A 1901-nucleotide genomic window follows, 5' to 3' on the forward strand; every position below is an offset into this window, starting at 1 on the left:
ATATAGAATATAGAATATAGAATATAGAATATAGAATATAGAATATAGAATATAGAATATAGAATATAGAATATAGATTTGAGCTATAAAAGTCGATTCTCTTTTTTTATATTCTCTTTTCTCTTTTCTCTTCTAAAAGGTGTTCTGGTTTCTTTTAAAAAAATATTTAGAATTTGTGGCTTGTAATTCATAATTAATTTTTACTTTTGCAGCCTTAACGAGAGGAGGTGTCAAAATTATGTTAATTATACCAATTAAAGACGGAGAAAATATCGATAGAGCACTAAAGCGCTATAAAAGAAAATTTGATAAAACTGGAACAGTTCGTCAATTAAGAGCGCGTACAGCTTTCATTAAGCCGTCAGTTAAAAACAGAATGAAATTCCAAAAAGCGGCTTACATCCAAGGTTTGAAAGATAGCTTAGAGAGTTAGTAGTTTTCTTTTTGAAACAAATATACCGTTAGCAATCAGATTTTTTATAAATTTGATGCTAACGGTTTTTTTATGACTACAAATTTAGAAGCGTTTGCAGATTATCTTCAGAAAGAGAAGAAATATTCTCCTCATACGCTGTGTGCTTATGTGAAGGATGTTGCTGATTTTCAGGAATACAATGCTGTGAATTTTAATCAACAGGATATTGTTTCGGTTGAATATGTTCAAATTCGGTCCTGGATTGTGTTTTTGGTAGAGAATGGTTTGTCTGCTGTTTCTGTAAACAGAAAAATGGCTTCGTTAAAAGCTTTTTATAAATTCCTTTTAAAAATAAAACAGATAGAAGTAAATCCTTTATTGAAACACAGAGCTCTAAAAGTGTCCAGGAAAAATCAGATTCCTTTCTCTGAAAAAGAAGTGAAACTTGTTTTGGATGATTTTACTTTTGATAAAGATTTTGAAGGTGTCAGGGATAAGTTGCTGATTGAATTATTGTATTCTACAGGTGTGAGGAGGTCAGAATTGATTCATTTGAAGTTGGTTGCGGTTGATTTTTCTAATACTGTTATTAAAGTTTTGGGAAAAAGGAATAAGGAAAGAATTGTTCCGGTGTTGCCTGTTGTGCTGACTCAGATGCGGCTTTACCTTGAGTTAAGGGAAGGTTTAGAGGAGGTTAAAGATGGTGAGTATTTTTTTTTAACAAAAAAGGGGTTAAAATTGAGTGAATCTTTTGTGTATCGCTTAATAAATTCATACTTTAGTAAAGTCTCTAAAAAGGTAAAAAAGAGTCCTCATATGTTGAGGCATACTTTTGCGACTCATTTACTAAATCATGGAGCCGATTTAAATTCAGTTAAGGAGTTATTAGGACATTCTAGTTTAGCATCTACGCAGGTTTATACTCATAATAGTTTATCAGAGTTAAAAAAAGTGTATGTTGGGGCTCATCCTAGGGGGAGTGATAATTCTAAAGTTTAACCATAAAAATTTTTGATTATGAAGGTAAATGTTCATGCTGTTAACTTTGCTGTTGATGGAAAACTGGTTGATTTTGTTCAAGGGAGAATGGATAAATTAGAAAAATACTACGATAGGGTGGTTTCTTCTGATGTGTATTTGAAGGTCGAAAAGACGAGTGAAAAGGAAAATAAAATGGTAGAGGTAAAAATTAATGTGCCGGGAGATGATTTTTTGGTTAAAAAACAGTGTAAAACCTTTGAAGAAGCGGTAGAGTTGTCGGCGGAATCATTAGAGCGCTTACTGGTAAAAAGAAAAGAAAAAATAAGAACTCATATATAATTGAAATTTTTTTTAAAAAATGTTTTGATTGAGAGATAAAATCTATACATTTGCAGTCCGTTAGAAATAGCGGACTTTTTTTATTGAAAATGCCGATGTAGCTCAGCTGGCTAGAGCAGCTGATTTGTAATCAGCAGGTCGTGGGTTCGAGTCCCTCTATCGGCTC

3 protein-coding genes and 1 tRNA gene are annotated in these 1901 nt (G+C 32.2%); all 4 read left to right on the forward strand.

Going from position 1 to position 1901, the window contains the following annotated elements; genetic code table 11:
- Nucleotides 1–238 precede the first annotated feature (238 nt).
- The 4 genes from rpsU (at nt 239) to ABS764_RS07590 (ending at nt 1900) form a co-directional block, all read left to right on the forward strand.
- Nucleotides 239–433 carry a 30S ribosomal protein S21 gene (rpsU, locus tag ABS764_RS07575; RefSeq protein ID WP_035659878.1) on the forward strand — a complete coding sequence of 65 codons (195 nt, stop codon included), beginning with the start codon at nt 239–241 and terminating at the stop codon, nt 431–433.
- A 72-nt stretch (nt 434–505) separates the two neighbouring features.
- The gene (locus tag ABS764_RS07580; protein WP_408081186.1) at nt 506–1414 is read left to right on the forward strand and encodes a tyrosine-type recombinase/integrase; all 909 of its coding nucleotides are present in this window, start codon (nt 506–508) and stop codon (nt 1412–1414) included.
- An 18-nt stretch (nt 1415–1432) separates the two neighbouring features.
- Entirely contained in the window at nt 1433–1735 is a 303-nt protein-coding gene (gene hpf / locus ABS764_RS07585; protein ID WP_408081187.1) for a ribosome hibernation-promoting factor, HPF/YfiA family, read from the forward strand.
- A 91-nt stretch (nt 1736–1826) separates the two neighbouring features.
- Nucleotides 1827–1900: transfer RNA gene (locus ABS764_RS07590), tRNA-Thr, on the forward strand.
- Nucleotide 1901: the final 1 nt, after the last annotated feature.

The sequence above is a fragment of the Flavobacterium plantiphilum genome, assembly GCF_046000495.1.
Lineage (GTDB): Bacteria > Bacteroidota > Bacteroidia > Flavobacteriales > Flavobacteriaceae > Flavobacterium > Flavobacterium plantiphilum.